Here is a 13,562-nt window from a genome sequence, read left to right as displayed (position 1 = left end):
GCTAGACGGCCACCTGGCGCCACAGGAATCCGTAGCTGCGGGCCAGCATGGCCGCGGATTGCCGGTTGTCCGCCGCCCCCGCATGCCCTCCGTCGAGCGCCTCGTGGTACCAGACGTCCGTGGTGCCCCGCTCCGCCATCTTCGCCGCCATCTTGCGTGCCTGGACGGGTCCCACGCGGTCGTCGCTGGTGGCCGTCCAGATCAGCGACGGCGGGTAGGACACGCCGTCGGGCAACGCCTCGTCGAGCCGGTGGTAGGGCGAGAACGTGCGCACGAATTCCCAGTCCTCGGCCACATCAGGGTCGCCGTACTCGGCGATCCACGAATGGCCCGCGGCCAGGCGCGTGTAGCGCCGCATGTCCAGCAGCGGCACGCCGCACGAGATCGCGCCGAAGAGCTCCGGGTAGCCCGTGATCATGTTTCCCATCAGCAGCCCGCCGTTGCTCCGTCCGGTCGCCCCCAGCCGGCGCGGGACCGTCACGCCCCGGGACACCAGATCGCGTGCGATCGCGGCGAAGTCCTCGTAGGCGCGGTGGCGGTTGCCGCGCAGCGCCGCCTGGTGCCAGCGCGGCCCGTACTCCCCGCCGCCGCGGATGTTGGCGACGACGTACACCCCGTGGCGGCCCTCCGCGGTGGTCCGGGCCAGCCACGCCCGGCCCACCGCACCCGAATAGGAGGGCGTCAGGCTGGCCAGGAAACCGCCGTACCCGTTCATCAGCACCGGGTTGTTGCCGTCGAGCGCCATCCCGCGCGGCGAGACCTGGAAGTACGGGACCGCCGTCCCGTCGTCGCTCCGGGCGAAATGCTGTTCGACGACGTGGCCTCCGGCGTCGAAATGGCCCGCCGCGCGCTTGACGGCGGCGGGCGGCGCGGCGGGCCCGGAGCCCGCGGCCGACGCCAGGGAACCGCGGGAGAGCGTCGCCGGGGTGAGGAACCCCGTGCTGGTCAGCCAGAAGTCGTTGGCGGTTTCGGGGTCCTCGTCGTCCACCGCCCACACGCCGAAGCTGTGCAGCGGGGCGCCGAGGTCCAGGGTCCGCAGGCGCCATCCGTCGGCAGGGTCGGCGGCCAGGACCTCGGAGGAGACGTCCCGGAGCGTGTTGAGCAGCAGGTGGTCGCGGGTGAAATCGAACGACTCGAGCGACGAAGCCTCGCCGGGGGCCCACACCTCGGTGACCCTCCGGTCGCCGGCAAAGAACGCCTCCGCGTCAGCGACGCCGAGGGCGCCGGCCCGGAGCACCGTCTCCCCGGCCTCCTCCCAGTCGGTCCGCGGCCGGAACAGGATCCATTGGCGGTGCAGGTGGACGCCGACGTGGGTGGGGGCGTCGATGGCGATCCACCCGGCGGGGCCCAGCACGGAGCTCCGGCTGTTGTAGAAGTCGATCACGTCCACCGCGACCGTGCGCTCGTGCCCCGGGGTCGGGTCGTGGCGCACCCGCGCGGCGACGTGCGACGCGTCGACGGCGAACACCTCCGGGGCGTCGGCCACCGACTGGCCGCGCTCCACCCGGCGGACGGTCCTGGCGTAGGAGGACAGCGTGAGCGACCCCTCGCCGAAGTCCGTTCCGACGTAGACGGCGTCGCGGCCGTCCCAGCCCACGTTGGACTTGGCGGCGTCGAACGCGAACCCGCCGGCAACCCAGTCCCGGGTGGCGAGGTCGAACTCGCGGACTTCGACGGCGTCGCCCCCGTCGGGCGACAGGCGCACCAGCGCGCGCTCGTAATCCCCGCCGTCGTCCGGGCGCAGGAGCTGCGCGCCGGCGAAGACCCACGCCGTGCCTTCCCGCGCGGCCAGCGCGTCCACGTCCAACAACACCTCCCACGCGGTGGCCGGCGTGGAGTATTCCTCCCACGTTGTCCTTCGCCAGAGGCCCTTGGGGTGGGCGGCGTCACGCCAGAAGTTGTAGTAGTGCGCGCCGCGCTTGCTGGGCATCGGGATGCGGTCCTCGGCGTCCAGGACCTCCAACAGCGACGCCTCCAGTTCCCGGTGGGCGTCGTCGACGAGCAGCGCCTCCGTCTCGGCGTTCCGGTCCCGGACCCAGTCGAGCGCGCGTTCGCCGTTGACCTTCTCCAGCCACAGGAAGCCGTCCTGGTCGTCGTCGTCGGCGGTCCGCTGGGTCGCTGGCATGCTCATGCGCCCCAGTCTATGGCCGTGGACGACCGGCCCTGGGAAGCCCGGGCGTTAGGCTGGAAGCGGCCACGTCCGCGGATCCAGCGGCATTGGCCGCATCGAATGGAGGAGTCGCCAGTGGTCCACGAGACGTTTCGGTTAGCCGTCATCGGGGCGGGTCCGCGCGGCACGTCGGTGCTGGAACGGCTGCTGGCCCACCTCGCGCCCGAACGCCCCGGCGCCGAGGACTCCCCGCCGCGCCGTCCGCTGGACATCACCGTCGTCGAACCCTTCGAACCCGGCCCTGGCCACGTCTGGGCCCCGACCCAGTCGAGGCTGTTCCTGATGAACACGCCCGCCCTGTACCCGACAGTCGCCCCGCCGCGCGGAACGTCCGCCGCCGTGGGCCTCACCTTCGAGGAATGGCGCGTCGCCGGGGGCGACGGAGCGGACCTCACCCCGGTCGAACGCCGCGAGCTGGCGGACCTGCGCGCGGGTTCCTACCCGCCGCGCGCCCTCTACGGGAGCTACCTCAAACACGTGTACGACGCCGTGGCGCGGCGCCTCGCGGGGCACCCCTCCGTCGTCGGATTCAGGCACGTGCGCGCCGAGGCCGTCTCGCTGCGGCGCCTCGGCGCGGGCTACGCCGTCGGCCTCGATGCGCCGGCGGACGCCGGCGAAGGCCCAGCGGGTCCGACTGGTGCGTCGCTGGAGGTCGACGCCGCGATCCTGGCCGTAGGGCACGTCCCCGCCCGCGCCAACCCCCGGCAGGAGGCCGCCGGCCTGCGGGCCGGAGCCGTGGGGCTGCACTACCAGGCGCCGAATGTCCCGGCCGATGTGGACTGGAACGTTTTCCCCCCGGGCGAGACGCTCCTGGTGCGCGGCCTGGGCCTGAACTTCTTCGACGCCATGGCGCAGCTGACCGTGGGGCGGGCCGGGGAATTCGCGGAAACCGGCGACGGCCCGGGGCGCGCGCTGGAATACCGCGCCAGCGGCCGCGAACCGCTGGTGGTCGCCGCGTCGCGCCGCGGCACGCCCTACCGCGCCAAGGCCTGCGTGGACGCGTTCATCGCGCCCTCGGCCCAGCTGGTGCACCTGAGCTTCGAGTCCGTGCATGCGCTCGCCGCGTTGGGCGCCCCGGGCGAGCCGCCGGGCCAGGTGTCCTTCGCCGCACACATCTGGCCGCTGCTGCATCGCGATGTCCTGCGGACATACTTTGCGACCTGGGCCCGCACGGCGCCGGAGGCGTTCGCCGGCGGGGCGGGGGAGTTCATGGTGCGCCTGGACGCGATCCTCGACGCCCCGCACGAACACGGGCAGGAGGTGTGGCGCACGCTGGCCCGCGCACTGGTCGAGGACGCCGCGCCGGGAGTGGGATGGCTCGATGTCGCCGCGCTCGGTCATCCTTTCGCGGACCGCGGGTTCGTCGACGACGAGGCGTACCGGACCGCGGTGCTGGAGTACCTGGAGGAGGACGCCCGGTCCTCCGCCCGCGGCGAGGACGATCCGCTCAAGATGGCGATCGCGACGCTGAACCTCGGCCGGATGGTCGTCAAGCGGATGGTCGCGGAGGGCCTCGTCGACGAGGCGAGCCGGCTGGAGGAGCTCCAGCGCTGGTTCGAACCGCTCGTGGAGGGGCTGGCCAGCGGTCCGCCCCTCCAGCGCATCGAGGAGCTCGCGGCGCTCGTCCGCGCGGGGATCGTGCGCTTCATCGGCCCCGACCCGGTGTTCTCGCTCGACGACGAGGCCGGGCACTTCTCGGCGTCGTCCCCGTGGGTGGCGGCCGAGCCGACCACGGCGCGGCACATGGTGGAGGCGATGATGCCGGCGAACCGGGTGGCCCAGACGCGCTCCGCGCTGTTGTCGCAGCTGCAGGCGGACGGCCTCGCGCGGCCGCGTCCGATGCTCACCGGCGAGGGGGAGGAGGTCCCCGGATCCGGGTTCGACGTCGTGGGCGAGCCCTACCGGCTGGTCGATGTGTCCGGTGTCCCGCACCGGGCCGTGTTCGTGCTGGGGCTGCAGCTGTCCTCGGTCCAGTGGGGAACGGCGATCGCGGCCGAGGCCGGCGCCGGATGGCAGGACGGCGCCCGCACCCTGGCGGATGCGGACGCCGTCGCGGCCGAGCTGTTGCGGCTCGCCGGGGGCTAGCCCCGTCCGCGGACTACCGTGTCCAGATGCAGGCCGACGACCACCGGATCATGGTGACCACGGCGTCCGCCGCGGGGTGCGTTAGAGTCCGTTGACCTTGATGGTCGCTCCGCAGCAGTCGACGAGCGTGGCCATGCGCCCGTAGGGGGTGTCCGCGGGCGCTTCGAGGACGGAACCGCCGAGCTCCGTGGCGCGGGCGATCGACGCATCGAGATCCGCCAGGCCCCAGTAGGTGATCCATTGGGAGGGCGCGTCCGGGGGAAGGAACCCGGAGGCGTCCATCAGTCCCGCCCGGGCGTCGTCGTCGGCACCGAGCGTGGTGTAGCGGAATTCGTCGGTGTCGGACATGACCGAGGTCTCCCAGCCGAAGGCCTTCTCGTAGAACGCGACGGTGTCGGCGTAGGACTTGGACAGGTTCTCGTGCCACACCGGCGCGCCGTGCTCCGAGTCGATCCCGAAACCGTGGTGTTCCTGGGGTTGCCAGCCGCCGAACGCCGCTTGCCCGGGATCCCGGAACACGGCCATGTGGCCAAACGGGGCGACGTGCATGGCCGGGGTGAGGATGCGTCCCCCGGCTGCCGCAACTGCGTCGGATGTGGCGGCGATGTCGTCGGATTTGAGATAGACGGTCCACACATTGGGCGTGCCGCCGAATTCCTCCATGTGCGGATACAGGCCGGCGACCTTGCGGTCGTCGAGGTAGGCGGTCACGTAGCCGCCGTACTCCTCCGCGGTACCGTCGCCGTCGTAGGTCCAGCCGAACAGCCCCGTGTAGAACTGCTGGGTCGCGGCCATGTCGGTCGTCGAAAGGTCGGCCCAGACGGGGGCGCCGGAGGGCGTGGACTCGCGGATGGGCATGGCATGCTCCTGAAATCGGGCGGGGACGCCGGTGCGTTCCGGGCGGTCGCTGCCGATCCTACGCCGGAGTCGCGCGGGACGGTAGGCCGACGGCGGCGCCCGCGACCCGGGGTTGAAACCGCCGGGCGGGACGCCGCCGTCGTGCCTTGCTTGGCCCGCGGTGCTGCGGGCCGTGAGCGGAAGGTAAGGGATTTGAACCCTTGGTACGGGGTCGCCGCACACTGGTTTTCAAGACCAGCTCCATAGGCCGCTCGGACAACCTTCCAGTCCCCAGCACTATACGGCAGGCCCCCCGGCGGACGGAAAGCCGCGTCGGGCCCCGCCGCCCCGCCGTCCGGGTGCATAAGCTGGAGCGAAGCCGGCCCGCCGGGGCCGGACGGTGACGACGAGTCGGAGGACGACATGGGTGAGACGATGCGCGCGGTCGAGTACGCGGAGGCGGGCGGTCCCGGGGTGGCCACGGTCGTGGAGCGGGAGCGTCCGGTGGCCGGACCGGGGGAGGTCCTGATCCGGGTGGCCGCCGCCGGGCTGAACCGGGCCGACGTCCAACAGCGCCGCGGTTTCTACCCGCCGCCGCCGGGAGCGTCGGATATCCCGGGGCTCGAGGTGTCCGGCACCGTCGTCGGGCGCGGGGAAGGGGCAACCCGGTACGACGACGGAGCCGAGGTCTGCGCGCTGCTCGCCGGCGGTGGGTACGCGGAATACGTGGCCGTTGAAGAGGGGCAGCTCCTCCCGGTTCCCGCGGGCACGTCGCTCGTGGATGCCGCGGGGCTGGTGGAGGTCGCCGCGACCGTGTGGTCCAACCTGTTCATGGTCGCCGGGGTGCGGGAGGGGGAATGGGTGCTGGTCCACGGCGGTTCCGGCGGCATCGGCACCATGGCCACGCAGCTGCTCGCGGCCCGCGGGGCGCACGCCGTGGTCACCGCCGGAAGCGTGGAGAAGCTGGAATACTGCGCCGGCTTCGGGGCCGAGGCCGGTATCGACTACCGCCAGGAGGACTTCGTCGAGCGCATCCGGGACCTGTCCGGAGGCCGCGGGGCGGATGCGATCCTGGACGTCGTCGGGGCGAAGTACCTGGCCCGGAACGTCGAAGCGCTTGCTCCGGGCGGGCGGCTGGTGGTCATCGGACTCCAGGGAGGGGCCAAGGCGGAGCTGGACCTCGGGCTGCTGATGCGGCGCCGGGCGAGTGTTTCCGGCACCACGCTGCGGTCCCGCCCGATCGAGGAGAAGGCGCGAATCCTCGCCGAGGTGCGCGAGCACGTGTGGCCGCTGGTGGAATCGGGCCGCGTGCGGTCGGTGGTGGAGGCGACCTATCCGCTGGAGCGCGTCGCCGAGGCGCACGAGTACTTCGATTCCGGCCGGCACACTGGGAAGATCCTGCTCACGCTCTGAGGGGTGCGTGCTCCCATCCGGACCGTCCTGAGCGGTTTCGAGCCTCCGTGAGCGGCTTTGCGCCGGATCCGACCGGCTGACCTGCGCGTTTGTGGAGGCCGGCTGTGAAACCCGCTCACGAAGGCACACGCGCCGGCGATGTCGGGAAGGCACACGCGCCGGCGATGTGTCGCCCCGTTTCGCCGCGCCGCGGCAGATCGGCGGGCGTGGCAAGATGGGTCCATGACCGATCAGCAGCCGCAGCCGGGCCTCGGCGGACACGGTTCGACGCCGCAGGCCCCAGGCGGCCGCGGGGGCTTCCGCATCGAGGGGCTCGTGGACGAGCCCGCCAAGGTGATGCGCGTCGGCGGCATGGTCAAGCAGCTGCTGGAGGAGGTCAGGTCGGCGCCCCTGGACGAGAAGGCGCGCGGCCACCTGGCCGACGTGCACGAACGGTCCGTCCGGGAACTCGAGGACGGACTGTCGCCCGAGCTCGTCGAGGAACTGCACCGCCTCCGCCTGCCGTTCACCGACGGCGAGACCCCCTCCGACGCGGAACTGCGGATCGCCCAGGCCCAACTGGTGGGCTGGCTCGAAGGGGTCTTCCACGGCATCCAGACCACCCTCGCCGCCCAGCAGCTCGCGAGCCAGCAACTGGCCCAGCGCATCCAGCTCAAGGAGCTGCCGCCGGGCACCCGTGTGTCCCCCGGCATCGTGATCAACGACCAGGGCGAGCCCGTGCGGGCGGGAGGTTCGGACGGCGACGGCGAACCCCGCGACGACGGCGGCCCGGGACAGTACCTGTAGGCGTGGCGATTTTCGGTGGTGCCCGCGGCGCGCGCCGCGAGGAGAAGGAGCTCGGCACGGGTGTCTGGCGGCGTGCGCACGACCGCTACGGGCGCGGGCTGGACAGGTTCCACCAGGTCCTGGAGGGCATCGAGGACGACGACCTCTACAACGCGCTCGTCATGATCGCCAACCACCTCGCCGACCTGCAGCCGCGCGTGCGCGACATCTGCATGCGCGCCCAGGCCTTCAGCCCGAGCGACGCGAACGACATCCCGCACGCGGTGCACACCGTCCACCGTTCCCTGTCCAAGGCGGCGAACGACCTCGCGACTGCGGCGCAGTCGGCGGCTCTGGCGCGGCTCGACGGCGAACGCTGGGGATTCGCCTCGGCCGGCCTCGAGAACGTGGCGCGCCGGGCCGACATCGTGGTGGTCGGGATCGAGGCCGCCGAGCGCGACCTCGCGGTCGCCGAGGCGCAACGCGCGGGGGAAGACGCGTCCTGACGCCCGACGACGGCGGGTCGCACGGTTTCGCCGTTGGCTGATCGCGGCGGCCTACGCGGTTGTGAAAAGCCAACCGGTGGCAGGATGGGCCGATGACGACATTCGAATCCCCAGTTCTGACGTTCAACGACGGCAACACCATCCCCCAACTCGGATACGGCGTGTGGAAGGTGGAGGACGAGATCGCCCACGACGTGGTGCTCAAGGCGTTCGACGCCGGCTACCGCCACATCGATACGGCGCGCATCTACGGCAACGAGGCGGGCGTGGGACGCGCCATCGCCGGAGCGGATCTGAACCCGAAGGACCTCTTCATCACCACCAAGGTGTGGAACGCGGACCAGGGCTACGACGAGACGCTCGCGGCGTTCGACGAGTCCATGGAGCGGCTCGGCCTCGAGACGCTCGACCTGTACCTGATCCACTGGCTGCAGCCGAAGCAGGGGAAGCACGTCGAGACGTGGAAGGCGCTGATCGAGCTCAAGAACTCCGGCCGCGTCCGCTCCATCGGCGTCTGCAACTTCACGATCGAGGCGCTGCGGGAGCTGGAGGAGGCCACCGGCGTCGCGCCCGCAATCCACCAGGTGGAGACCCACCCCTACTTCCCGCAGACGGAGCTCCGCGAGTACGCGAAGGAACGCGGCATCGTGCACCAGTCCTGGTCGCCGCTGGGCCAGGGATCCGAGCTGCTGGAGGAGCCTGAGCTCGCCCGGATCGCCGAAAAGCACAACGCGACCCCGGCGCAGGTGGTCATCGCCTGGCACTTGGCGCTCGGCTGCGTGGTGATCCCGAAGTCGGTGACCCCATCCCGGATCGTGGAGAACTGGGAGGCCCTGGCCATCACCTTGGACGAAGGGGACATCGAGGCGGTCAACGGCCTGGATAGGGGCGAGGCGGGACGCATCGGACCCGACCCCGCGGTCAGCGACTTCGCCTAGGAACAACGAACAAGGCCCCGGCCGCTTGATGCGGTCGGGGCCTTGTGCTGCTCGTGGGGCCTCCTGTCAGAATCGAACTGACGACCTTTTCATTACGAGTGAAACGCTCTACCAACTGAGCTAAGGAGGCAACCGCGGCCTCACGGCCGCAGTCACCTACCTTATAGGAGCGATTCGGGCCCGGTCAAAACGGACGACGGCGGGGCCCCGGGTTTTCAGCAGCGGAGCCCGTCCTGGGGGACCGTCCCCGCGAGCAGGTAGCCGTCGACCGCGTCGCCGATGCATTCGTTGCTGCGCCCGTAGGCGGTGTGTCCGTGGCCTTCGAAGGTCACCAGGACGGAGGACTCGAGCTGGTCGTTGAGCGACTCGGCCCACTCGTGCGGCGTTGCCGGATCCCCGGTGGTTCCGATCACCACGATCGGCGCGGCGCCGGGGGCCGAGACCGGCTCCGGATCGCCCGTGGGCGGGAACGGCCATTCCTTGCAGGCGGTTCCGCCGTAGGCCAGGAACCTGCCCAGGGTGGGGGAGGCCTCCTCCAGCGCTGCGGCGTTGTCCTTCTGCGTCTCGAGGTCCGTGTCCATCGGATAGTCCAGGCAGTTGACCGCCGTGAACGCGTCGAAGGAGTTGCCGGCGTAGGTTCCGTCCGGGTTCCGCCCGGCGCCCAGATCCGCGAGGGCCTGCATGGGAGTGGGGTCCCCTTGCTGCGCGGCCGCCAGGGCCTCGGTGAGGCGGGGCCACGCCGCGTCCTCGTAGAACGGGACGATGAAGCCGCCGACGAAGTCGCCGATGGGCACCAAGCGGCCGTCGGACGCGGTCAGGGGGTTCTCCTCGATGTCCTCGAAGAGCCGGTGCAACTGCTCCTTGGCGCCGGCGGCGTCGCCGTCGAACGGGCAGTCCTCCGTGCGCAGGCAGTCGGCGAGGTACGCGTCGATCTCGGACTCGAAGGCGCGGGCTTGGCCCAGGGTGACCTCCTCGTTGCCGAGGGACGGGTCCATCGCCCCGTCGAGCACCATGCGCCCGACGTTTTCCGGGAACAGTTCGGCGTAGATGGCGCCGAGCTTGGTGCCGTACGAGTAGCCGAGGTAGTTCAGCCGCGCGTCGCCGTTCACGGCCCGCAGGACATCGAGGTCCTTGGCTGCGCTCACCGTGTCGATGAACGCCAAGGGCACACCGGTCTTCTCGCCGCAGGCGGCCGCGTACTCCGCCGAGGCCTTTTCGACGGCGGCGAGCCCCTCGTCCGTGGACGTGTCCCACACCTTCTTGCGGTCCGCGTCGCGCTCGGCGTCCGTCTGGCAGGCCACGGGCGCGGACCGGCTGACGCCGCGCGGATCGAATCCGACGACGTCGTAGCCGCTGCGCAGTTCGTTCGAGAACATCGCTTGCGCCGAATCGCGGACCATGTCGACGCCGGAGGCGCCGGGTCCTCCCGGGTTTACCAGCAGCGTCCCGCGGGGGTCCGTGCCCCGTTTGCGGATCAGCGAAATCTCGATGGTTTCGGCGTCCGGGCGCACGTAGTCCATCGGCACCTCGACCTCGGCGCATTCGAACGTGTTCTCGCAGTCGGTCCAGCCGACCTCCTGGCTGTAGAACCGCTCGAGGCCTTCGGGGGCGGGCGGTTCCGCCTCTCCGGAAGGCGCGTCGTCCGGGGCCGGCTCGGGCTGGCCGCCACCGCCGACGCATGCCGTCAGGAGAAGCAGGGCGGCGGCGGCCGCTGCGGCACGCTGGGCCAGGCGGAGGTGCGTCATCTAATGGGTGCTCCTGTGTGATTGGTGGGCAGTCGTGGTGGCAGCAGCCCCGCCATCATGGCTTCCATGGCCAGCAGCGGCTGGACGTTGGCGGAGATGCGCTGGCGCGCCTCGGCGATGAAATCGATCCGGGCGACCGTCTGCTCCGGCGTCGAGCGGCCCGCGTAGGACGACAATTCCGCCGAAAGGTAGTCGTTGACCAGCTCGGACCCCGTGCCCAGCTGGATGGTCAGCACGTCCCGGAAGAACGTCGTGAGGTCTATCAGGGAGCGGTCCAGCGAGTCGTTGACCCCGCGCCTGGCCCGGCGCTTGTTCAGTTCCTCCAGTTGCTTGAACTGGCTCCGCAGCTGCGGAGGGACCGGCGCTTCGGCCTCCAGCCCCAACGCCTCGCGCAGTGCCGCGGCGTCGGCGTTTCCGCGTTCCTCGGCGGACGCGGACGCCTCGGTGGTGGATAACTCCACCAGTTCACCCGCGCAGATGACGGCGTCGGAGACCCCGCGCAGCGCCAGCGGGAGGCGGACGGTGCGGTCGCGGCGGAGCCGGGCTCCCTCGTCCCGGGCCAGCCGGCGCGCGATGCCGATGTGGCTCTGCGAGACGCGCGCGGCGAACTCGGCCTGTTCGGGCGTGAGCCCGTCGCGGCGGACCAGGAGCTCGGCGACAGCCTCCCGCGTCGGCACCCTCAGGCCGACGGGCCGGCAGCGCGAACGGATCGTGACGAGGACGTCGGCGGGACTGGGCGCGCAGAGAATCCACACCGTGTGCGGGGGCGGCTCCTCGATGGACTTGAGCAGCACGTTGGTGGTGCGCTCCGTCATGCGGTCCGCGTCCTCCATGATGACGACGCGCCACTTGCCGCCCGCGGGACGGTCCTGGGCCTTGCCGATCAGGTCGCGGACGTCGGCGATCGCGTACGTGACGTTCTCCGTCGCGATGAGAGCGACGTCGGGGTGCGTTCCCGCCATGGCCGTGCGGCAGCCCCGGCACTCGCCGCAGCCGCGCCGTTCCGGCTCGGGGGCGAGACACTGCAAGGCGGCGGCGAAGGACCGGGCGGCGTTGGAGCGTCCGGATCCGGGAGGCCCGGTGAACAGCCACGCGTGCGAGGGGCTGCCGTCCGCGGCGGCGCGGCGCAACGCCTCCACGGCGGCCTCCTGGCCGGGAAGGTCGTCCCAAACGCTCACAGGGCCTCCACGCGGTCGGCGACGGCCGAGGCCAGCTCGGCCACCGGGCCGGCGGCGTCGAGCACCAGATAGCGCGACGGCGAGGCGGCGGCCAGCTCGAGGAAGGCTCCGCGGATGCGCGTGTGGAAGTCGTCGGGTTCGGATTCCAAGCGGTCCTCCGCGGCCTCCCCGGAGGTGCGCCGGTTCCGCCCGGCCTCCGGGTGCACGTCCAGCAGGACGGTCAGGTCCGGCAGCAGTCCGCCGGTGGCCCAGCGGTTGACGCGCAGGACGTCGTCGGTGCCAAGTTCGCGGCCGACGCCCTGGTAGGCGACAGAGGAGTCGACGTAGCGGTCGCAGACCACAACCGTTCCCGCCATCAGGGCCGGCCGGACCACCTGCTCCACGTGGGCGGCGCGGGAGGCGGCGAACATCAGTGCCTCCGTGCGCGCGTCGACGGTGCCGTGGCCGTGGTCGAGGATCAGGGAACGGAGTTTTTCGCCGATCGGGGTGCCGCCCGGTTCGCGCGTGCGCAACACCGTGCGTCCCGCGGCGGCCAGCCGATCCGCCAGAAGCACCGCCTGGGTGGACTTGCCGGCGCCGTCCCCGCCCTCGAAGACGATAAACAGGCCCCCGGGATGGCTGCTGCTCGGCTGTTCATTCACCGTTCCAGCCTATCCGGAACAGGGGAAGTAACACGTCGTCGCGGTTCGGCTGGGGACACTCGGCGGCTTAAGCTCGGGGGATGCAGCAGAACGCGCCGGGGTCGCAGCACCCCGAAGACATGGCCCCGGACACCGTCGTCGTCGCCGCCGGCCGACCGCCGCGGACCGTGGACCAGCCGGTCAACCCGCCCATCGTGCTCTCGTCGACCTACTTCGGCGCCGGTACCCCGGGGGAGGGCGAGCGCGTCTACGGTCGTTTCGCCAATCCCACCTGGGACCCGCTGGAGGATGCGCTCGCCCAGCTGGAGTCCGCCGAACTGCCGGCGTTGGTCTATGCCTCCGGCATGGCCGCCGTCGCGTCCGCCATGTCCCTGGTCCCCGCGGGCGGGATCCTGGTGGTGCCGCGGCACAGCTACAACGGCAGCCTGTCGCTGGTGGCGGACCTCACCATGCGCAGCGGGATCGAGGTCCGGCTCGCCGACGTTCCCGACACGGCCGCGACAATCGACCTGCTGCACGGCGCGGACATGTTGTGGCTGGAAAGCCCCACCAATCCGATGCTCGAGGTCGCCGACCTGCGCGCCCTGACGGCGGCCGCGCGCGCCGCCGGCGCGTTGACCGTCGTGGACAACACGTTTTCGACGCCGTTGCTGCAGCGTCCGCTGGAACTCGGCGCCGACGTCGTGGTGCATTCGGCGACGAAGTACATCGGCGGGCATTCCGACGTCGTCCTCGGCGCCGTCGCCACGTCCGACGCCGGCCTGCGCGGCCGGCTGCACGCGCACCGGAGCCTGCACGGGGCCATCGCCGGGCCGTTCGAGGCGTGGCTGACGCTGCGTGGCCTGCGCACCATGGCGTTGCGGATCGAGCGCTCGGAGGCGAGCGCCGCGGAGCTGGCCCGCCGCCTTTCCACCCATCCGGCGGTCGAATCGGTGCGCTACCCCGGCCTTCCGACGGACCCCGGGCACACCCTCGCCGCCGCGCAGATGGACGGCTTCGGATCGATCCTGGCGCTGTGCGTGGACGGCGACGAGGAGGCCGCGGGGCGCGTGCTGGAGGCATTCCGGCTCTGGACTCCGGCGACGAGCCTCGGGGGCGTCGAGTCCCTGGCCGAACGCCGGCGCCGTCACCCGTCCGAACCCGACTCCGTGCCGGCGAACCTCATCCGGCTCAGCGTCGGCATCGAGAACGTCGAGGATCTCTGGAAGGACCTGTCCCGGGCGCTGGACGCCGCACGCTGACCCGGCCGGGGATCGCGCGGGACGGCCCGCGCCGCTCCGCGCG

Annotated in this window: 11 protein-coding genes and 2 tRNA genes; 6 read left to right on the top strand and 7 right to left on the bottom strand. The window is 71.7% G+C overall.

The genetic code is table 11. The features are described from left to right. Position 1: 1 nt before the first annotated feature. Positions 2–2,131 carry a prolyl oligopeptidase family serine peptidase gene (locus ACHAAJ_RS14375; RefSeq protein ID WP_435728927.1) on the bottom strand — a complete coding sequence of 710 codons (2,130 nt, stop codon included), beginning with the start codon at positions 2,129–2,131 and terminating at the stop codon, positions 2–4. A 114-nt stretch (positions 2,132–2,245) separates the two neighbouring features. Between ACHAAJ_RS14375 and ACHAAJ_RS14370 the strand changes: the two genes are divergently transcribed. Beyond that, on the top strand, positions 2,246–4,255 hold the full coding sequence (locus tag ACHAAJ_RS14370; protein ID WP_435728926.1) for an FAD/NAD(P)-binding protein: 2,010 nt from the start codon (positions 2,246–2,248) through the stop codon (positions 4,253–4,255). Between the two features lie 81 nt (positions 4,256–4,336). Here the strand turns inward: ACHAAJ_RS14370 and ACHAAJ_RS14365 are convergent, their stop codons facing one another. After that, positions 4,337–5,113, bottom strand: a complete 777-nt coding sequence (locus ACHAAJ_RS14365) for a VOC family protein (RefSeq protein ID WP_435728924.1) — start codon at positions 5,111–5,113, stop codon at positions 4,337–4,339. A gap of 177 nt (positions 5,114–5,290) precedes the next feature. Next, positions 5,291–5,378, bottom strand: a tRNA-Ser gene (locus tag ACHAAJ_RS14360). A 149-nt stretch (positions 5,379–5,527) separates the two neighbouring features. Between ACHAAJ_RS14360 and ACHAAJ_RS14355 the strand changes: the two genes are divergently transcribed. From ACHAAJ_RS14355 to ACHAAJ_RS14340, 4 genes are all read left to right on the top strand, one after another. After that, on the top strand, positions 5,528–6,505 hold the full coding sequence (locus ACHAAJ_RS14355; protein ID WP_435728928.1) for an NAD(P)H-quinone oxidoreductase: 978 nt from the start codon (positions 5,528–5,530) through the stop codon (positions 6,503–6,505). 222 nt (positions 6,506–6,727) lie between these two features. Next, the gene (locus ACHAAJ_RS14350) at positions 6,728–7,291 is read left to right on the top strand and encodes a proteasome activator (RefSeq protein ID WP_435728922.1); all 564 of its coding nucleotides are present in this window, start codon (positions 6,728–6,730) and stop codon (positions 7,289–7,291) included. A gap of 2 nt (positions 7,292–7,293) precedes the next feature. After that, entirely contained in the window at positions 7,294–7,776 is a 483-nt protein-coding gene (locus ACHAAJ_RS14345) for a hypothetical protein (RefSeq protein WP_435728920.1), read from the top strand. Between the two features lie 92 nt (positions 7,777–7,868). Next, entirely contained in the window at positions 7,869–8,714 is an 846-nt protein-coding gene (locus ACHAAJ_RS14340) for an aldo/keto reductase (protein WP_435728918.1), read from the top strand. 54 nt (positions 8,715–8,768) lie between these two features. On the opposite strand, the gene ACHAAJ_RS14335 is transcribed toward ACHAAJ_RS14340, so the two are convergent. The 4 genes from ACHAAJ_RS14335 to tmk form a co-directional block, all read right to left on the bottom strand. After that, a tRNA-Thr gene (locus ACHAAJ_RS14335) sits at positions 8,769–8,844 on the bottom strand. An 85-nt stretch (positions 8,845–8,929) separates the two neighbouring features. Continuing rightward, complete coding sequence (locus ACHAAJ_RS14330) at positions 8,930–10,459, bottom strand: alpha/beta hydrolase (protein ID WP_435728916.1); 1,530 nt, start codon at positions 10,457–10,459, stop codon at positions 8,930–8,932. After that, positions 10,456–11,637 (bottom strand): DNA polymerase III subunit delta', encoded by a 1,182-nt coding sequence (locus ACHAAJ_RS14325; protein WP_435728914.1) that lies wholly within the window; start codon positions 11,635–11,637, stop codon positions 10,456–10,458. Before ACHAAJ_RS14325 ends, ACHAAJ_RS14330 begins: the two co-directional genes overlap by 4 nt. Further along, positions 11,634–12,278 (bottom strand): dTMP kinase, encoded by a 645-nt coding sequence (tmk, locus tag ACHAAJ_RS14320; protein WP_435728912.1) that lies wholly within the window; start codon positions 12,276–12,278, stop codon positions 11,634–11,636. Before tmk ends, ACHAAJ_RS14325 begins: the two co-directional genes overlap by 4 nt. An 80-nt stretch (positions 12,279–12,358) precedes the next feature. On the opposite strand from tmk, the gene ACHAAJ_RS14315 reads away from it, so the two are divergent. Continuing rightward, positions 12,359–13,519 (top strand): trans-sulfuration enzyme family protein, encoded by a 1,161-nt coding sequence (locus tag ACHAAJ_RS14315; RefSeq protein WP_435728910.1) that lies wholly within the window; start codon positions 12,359–12,361, stop codon positions 13,517–13,519. The last annotated feature ends 43 nt before the right edge of the window (positions 13,520–13,562 follow it).

It is taken from the genome of Arthrobacter arnarulunnguaqae (genome assembly GCF_051262515.1).
GTDB lineage: Bacteria > Actinomycetota > Actinomycetes > Actinomycetales > Micrococcaceae > Arthrobacter_N.
This window is presented reverse-complemented; position numbering and strand designations above follow the sequence as displayed.

Bases quoted from the DNA above. Each gene is read 5' to 3' on its own strand.
- ACHAAJ_RS14330 (WP_435728916.1), bottom strand. From the start codon at position 10,459: ATGACGCACCTCCGCCTGGCCCAGCGTGCCGCAGCGGCCGCCGCCGCC.
- ACHAAJ_RS14340 (WP_435728918.1), top strand. From the start codon at position 7,869: ATGACGACATTCGAATCCCCAGTTCTGACGTTCAACGACGGCAACACC.
- ACHAAJ_RS14350 (WP_435728922.1), top strand. From the start codon at position 6,728: ATGACCGATCAGCAGCCGCAGCCGGGCCTCGGCGGACACGGTTCGACG.
- ACHAAJ_RS14315 (WP_435728910.1), top strand. From the start codon at position 12,359: ATGCAGCAGAACGCGCCGGGGTCGCAGCACCCCGAAGACATGGCCCCG.
- ACHAAJ_RS14375 (WP_435728927.1), bottom strand. From the start codon at position 2,131: ATGAGCATGCCAGCGACCCAGCGGACCGCCGACGACGACGACCAGGAC.
- ACHAAJ_RS14365 (WP_435728924.1), bottom strand. From the start codon at position 5,113: ATGCCCATCCGCGAGTCCACGCCCTCCGGCGCCCCCGTCTGGGCCGAC.
- ACHAAJ_RS14355 (WP_435728928.1), top strand. From the start codon at position 5,528: ATGCGCGCGGTCGAGTACGCGGAGGCGGGCGGTCCCGGGGTGGCCACG.